This window comes from Bacillus sp. GMs2/2, assembly GCF_050172095.1.
In the GTDB taxonomy this organism is placed as follows: domain Bacteria; phylum Bacillota; class Bacilli; order Bacillales; family Bacillaceae_G; genus Bacillus_A; species Bacillus_A cereus.
This window is the reverse complement of the sequence record NZ_JBNLYE010000290.1, coordinates 1-5,027: the sequence shown is the minus strand read 5'-3', so window position 1 is coordinate 5,027 and position 5,027 is coordinate 1. Positions and strand designations below refer to the sequence as shown.

The following is a 5,027-nucleotide window of genomic DNA, read 5'->3' as shown; positions in this document are numbered from 1 at the left end:
ATCGCCACATGCCACATATTCTATAAAAGAAATTATAGAAGGAACTGGTATTTCACAAGGATCTTTATATCGAGATATCAAAAAAAGAACTTTAGAAAAAGCATAAGGAGCATATATTTTGCTCCTATCCCTCTATAGACCTCTAGAAATTTGCTACTTTGCGGTCTACAGCAAGAACCCTGTGACTAAGCCTAATAGAAAAAAGATACCTTCTCAGGTATCTTTTTTCTATTTATTAGATTTATTTCAATGTTTTAATTATTTTCTCTTCTACTTTTACTGGTGCCCTTTTTTCTGTATCTTCTGTTGTTGTTCTCGCTATTAGACCTATTCCAGAAACCCCGTTACTTATTGCTGCACGATTTCCTGTTGTTGATACCGATTCTGCTTCGTCATCAATAAAGAGATACCTATCAAATTGGCCCTGAGGAATGCCAAGAATAACACCATATTTCCCATCTGATCCTTTCTTGACAAAGTAAATTTCCTCTCTATCATTCAATTCTTTAATTCTTTTAAAGAAATCATAAAGAGCTTTTCCTGTCAAACCATTCCCACGCAACCAAGTCTCCTCACTATTAAAAGAAGGAGAGGCAATTAACATGGTACCCCATTGAGTAATTTGTGTACCTGTATTCATTTCACCAGCATATCTATTTACTTTATAGATATATTCGATTTTTTTCAATTGGCGTGGCAATGCTTCGATTGCATCTCCACCATAAGAAATAGATCTTGTGCTTGATGTTAATACCGAAGCACCTGCACTAATTGTCTGATTTGCAGTAAATTTTCCTGATATATCTCCGAATTCATATAGCTTTGCAGATGCAGAGATCTCTTGTCCAAAGCTAAAACTTACGCTTGCATTTAAAGTTAAAGAGTCTGTTGTGCTAAATGAACGTGTAGCGGAATGAATTGTCTGAGGATAAGCACTTCCCCTATTATCATTCACAGCGGTATCTATTAAGCGTTCATTTGAATATCTCTCAGTAATTCTGAATCCACTATTAGTACGTGAACTGAATGTGAGAAGCCCCTCACTTTGCATGTTCTGCTTTTGACTTTCAATGAAATTCACTGGTGGACTTGTTGCTATTTTCATCTGACTACTTTGTACCATCGACGGCTGTTCTGCCGCAAAAACTGAGCCTGCATTCCCGAAACTTGTTACCCCTAATACAACTGCTAATCCGGTTGTAAGAATTACTTTTTTCTTCATTTTCTTTCCCCCTAATATTATCAACTTATTACATTTCAACTCTACTATACTAGTATGTAAAGGAAAAATATAGACTTTTTTTGTGAAAAATTGACGATATTTGTCGGAAATATATTAGGAAAGTTGTCATATAGAGGTTGCTATGAATAAACTTCATCTTGTTAACTACCTATATTTTTATTTACCTTCTCACAGATCTGATGGAATTGAACTAATAAATAAAGTTTTCACTAAATCAAAAGCCCGTTCTTCACTGAATCCAGCTTCCACACACGCTTCAAACAAAACATATATATATGGGATACAGCCGAGATACTTGTATTAACTATACTAAATAAAACTATAGACCTTATAGGCCCGACACGACCTAAAAAAGAAAATTGTACGTTTAGACATAATATGGAAACCCCCGATTTTTTACAGAGAAAGAATCAGGGGTTTTGTAAAATTTCTTCTTTTTAAATTTTTACTCTTCTTTGGGCAAAACAATTTTTTGATACAGTTGAACTGTAATCCAATAATATACGACGTAAATGCCTACAAAGATGAGAATAGGAAGCCAAATACGAAAATATGGGTTCAATACGATACCTTGGAAGATATTCATTCCTACTATAACATGAAGAACTCCCACTATCGCTGGAAATAGGAATACAAAAAAGAATTCTTTATAGATGGATGTCCGTAATAACTCACGGCGAACACCTATCTTACGAAGCATTTGATAACGGGGTATATCACTTGACGCACCCGTCAAAATTTTAAACATTAAGCAACTGGCCATCATGGTTAAGAACGCAATACCTAAGAAAAATCCCATAAATATAATCCCACTAAACATCCCTTCTAATCCTGTGTACGTAACATATTTACTTTGCAATGATTTTGTATACGGATATTTAGCTAATTCCAACTCATCAAGTTTTTTCCACTTCTCTTTATATTGGAGAAAACCATCTGATGTTCCAAGTAATACGATCCCCTCATTAGCTTGTATATGATCATATCTTTTTTTATATACAATATTGATTTTTTGATTTTGAGATACATAAGGTGGTTGGATGAAGTTAAAGGCTTTTTGCCATTCTTCCGACAGAACTGATCCTGTTTGGAGGGCTTCTGAAACAGCTTTTCTACTCTTATTACTATAATCAGGCATCATTGGACGGTTCTGCTCTAATTCTTCCTTTACATAATAAACAAAGGTTCTATCTGTTTTATAATGATATTCCTTTTTTTCTTTAAATGTAATTGTATTTAACAGTTTCTTTTCTTCTATAGTTGGAGTATGGATAACTACATCGTAAGGCTGAATGATTTCGGTTAATGGGAGCACATTATTTTTAAAAGCCATCCCACCTGAAATAGCACCTACTCCCAAAGCTACTAACATGGCTACGGTTGCCAGTATTTTCGTTAAGCTATTCATTCGAAAACTTAATTGAGCAAAAGTGAAAGCGTTTAGGCCTTTTTCAATTTGATTTTTATTGTTTTTGAACTTTTTAATCACAAATGGAAGGAATGCCCCAAATAACAGATATGTTCCAAATGTCACTGTACATAATGCGATAATAATTCCGGCTTGTTTTAATTGATTCATATGAATCATGGCAGCATAACCAATTATCAATAAAACAATCGCAAAGAATGCTACAAAAACGATGTTTCTTCCTTTTAGTGAAGTGCGATCTGCTTGCGAACCTACATAAAACAGTTGCAATACCGTAATACGTGATAATTTTATACTATTTATGATTCCAGATAGAATAAATAACACAAGAAAGAAAATGCAAGTAACAATCATAGAGGGCATATAAAATGCTTGATAACCACCTGCAGTAAATTCTAACTGTTGCATAAGTAGTTTACCGATTCCTTGTGCTAGCCCTACACCAATTGCAATACCGACTACAAGGGATGCTACTCCTAATACAATTGTTTCAATGAACATAAGAATGATAACCTTATGTTTTTTTGCCCCCAACATCATATACATACCAAATTCTTTTTGACGAAGTGATAGTAAAAATGAGTTCGCATATACAACATAAAAGAATGTGATGCTAGCCAATAGTACAGAACCCGCATGGAAAATAAATTGAATCCAACTAATGATAGAATTCGCTTCAATAAATACTTTATTCAACGCTAGTGTTTGAAACATATAAAAAATTGCAATGGACATCACAAGGCCTATAAGTAAAACAATATAGTCTTGCAGTTTACTTTTAAGCCCTGACAAGGCAAGCTTACATAACATACTAGCTCCTCCTCACCAGTGATTTCTGTGTACCTAAGTCTGACAGCACATCTAAAATTTCTTTATAAAATGCTTCACGCGTACCATCGCGGCGAATTTCTTTATATAATTCTCCGTCTTGAATGAATAAAATTCGTTGACAGTAACTGGCACTATACGGATCATGCGTCACCATCATGATCGATACGCCTTGTTCCTGATTTAAGTTTGTCATGGCATCTAGTAGACTTGTTGCATTTTTTGAATCCAACGAGCCTGTTGGCTCATCTCCTAAAATAATGGCCGGTTCATGCACAAGTGCACGCGCTGCGGCTGAACGTTGTTTCTGTCCACCAGATACTTCAGATGGATACTTAGGGAGTATTGCTGAAATTCCTAACATATCCGCTACTTTTTCTACTTTCGGTCCAATATTACATGAGGAGACACCTTGAAGGGAAAGTGGAAGTGCAATGTTCTCGTAAATAGATAAGTTCTCTAATAAGTTAAAATCTTGAAAAATAAATCCCAACTTTTGTGAACGGAAATCAGAAAGCTCACCTTGTTTCATTTTCGTAATATCCGTACCTGCAATTTCAACAACTCCGCCTGTTGCTTTATCTAATGTTGAAATCACATTTAATAGTGTTGTTTTTCCGGAACCAGATGGTCCCATGATCCCTACAAATTCTCCTTCTTGGATAGAGAAAGAAACCCCTTTTAAAGCATGTGATTGACTTTCTCCTTTTTTACCGTATACTTTTTGCACATCTTTTACGCGTACAACGCTTGTTTTCATCGTTCTCCTCCTGTACTTTCATTTCTTTTTTTATCTTAGTGTGTATTAAATCTTCTTTGCTATTTATTCACATTACATTTTCCTTACAGTATTGTAATTGTATATATTGGCACCTTTTTTCTTGACTCTACATACAAAGACAGGATGTATAAAACCAAATAAACAACTTCTTGGGCATGAAATATTAGAAACAAAGATGAATATAATAATGATTGTTTATGAGGTTGTAGTTGAGAAAAATAAGTATATATTCGTATCAAAAAAGGGGAAACTCTGCTAGTAGGGTTTCCTCCAAGGATGTATAACTATTTAGAATAAAATTATTTTTAATTCATTTTTTCTTTCGCTTTTGATGGCACATCTTCAATAGATACTTCTTCCCATGCAGTTACTTCCTTTTCTTTTTTCACATAAAGTCGTAAAAATGCGTCTTTCTTCAATTGCTTATCGGATGTAAATTTTATTGTTTTTTCGTTTCCTTTTTCATCATAGGCGGGCAATTCATAACGATATATTTCCATTTTACTCCCTCCTGTATCCTCTTTTGTCCCTTCTTTGGTTACTTGTACATAATAAGAATCTTTGCCGATACGATTGATTTGATTATTTAATCCTGTACAGCCTGTACAAATGACTGTAAAAAGCATGATTAAACAAGAGACTAAAAGCCATTTTTTCATTGTTCTCATCCTTTCAAAATATGTTTTAATTTATTAGGAACTTCAGCATAATGTATTAATACTACACTGTTATCTCTTAAGCCATTG

At 34.2% G+C, this 5,027-nt stretch carries 4 protein-coding genes; all 4 read right to left on the bottom strand.

What is annotated here, in order from left to right:
* Nucleotides 1-241 precede the first annotated feature (241 nt).
* On the bottom strand, nt 242-1,222 hold the full coding sequence (locus ACQGS6_RS22655; RefSeq protein WP_426965639.1) for a hypothetical protein: 981 nt from the start codon (nt 1,220-1,222) through the stop codon (nt 242-244).
* Nucleotides 1,223-1,688: 466 nt separating this feature from the next.
* The gene (locus tag ACQGS6_RS22650; RefSeq protein ID WP_426965638.1) at nt 1,689-3,482 is read right to left on the bottom strand and encodes an FtsX-like permease family protein; all 1,794 of its coding nucleotides are present in this window, start codon (nt 3,480-3,482) and stop codon (nt 1,689-1,691) included.
* Between the two features lies 1 nt (nt 3,483).
* Nucleotides 3,484-4,260: an ABC transporter ATP-binding protein gene (locus tag ACQGS6_RS22645; RefSeq protein ID WP_426965637.1), complete on the bottom strand. Its 777-nt coding sequence runs from the start codon at nt 4,258-4,260 to the stop codon at nt 3,484-3,486.
* 326 nt (nt 4,261-4,586) lie between these two features.
* Nucleotides 4,587-4,940: a YxeA family protein gene (locus ACQGS6_RS22640; RefSeq protein WP_426965636.1), complete on the bottom strand. Its 354-nt coding sequence runs from the start codon at nt 4,938-4,940 to the stop codon at nt 4,587-4,589.
* Nucleotides 4,941-5,027: the final 87 nt, after the last annotated feature.

Excerpts from the sequence above, each read along its gene's own strand:
- ACQGS6_RS22640 (WP_426965636.1), bottom strand. The coding sequence starts at position 4,940 with ATGAAAAAATGGCTTTTAGTCTCTTGTTTAATCATGCTTTTTACAGTC.
- ACQGS6_RS22645 (WP_426965637.1), bottom strand. The coding sequence starts at position 4,260 with ATGAAAACAAGCGTTGTACGCGTAAAAGATGTGCAAAAAGTATACGGT.
- ACQGS6_RS22650 (WP_426965638.1), bottom strand. The coding sequence starts at position 3,482 with ATGTTATGTAAGCTTGCCTTGTCAGGGCTTAAAAGTAAACTGCAAGAC.
- ACQGS6_RS22655 (WP_426965639.1), bottom strand. The coding sequence starts at position 1,222 with ATGAAGAAAAAAGTAATTCTTACAACCGGATTAGCAGTTGTATTAGGG.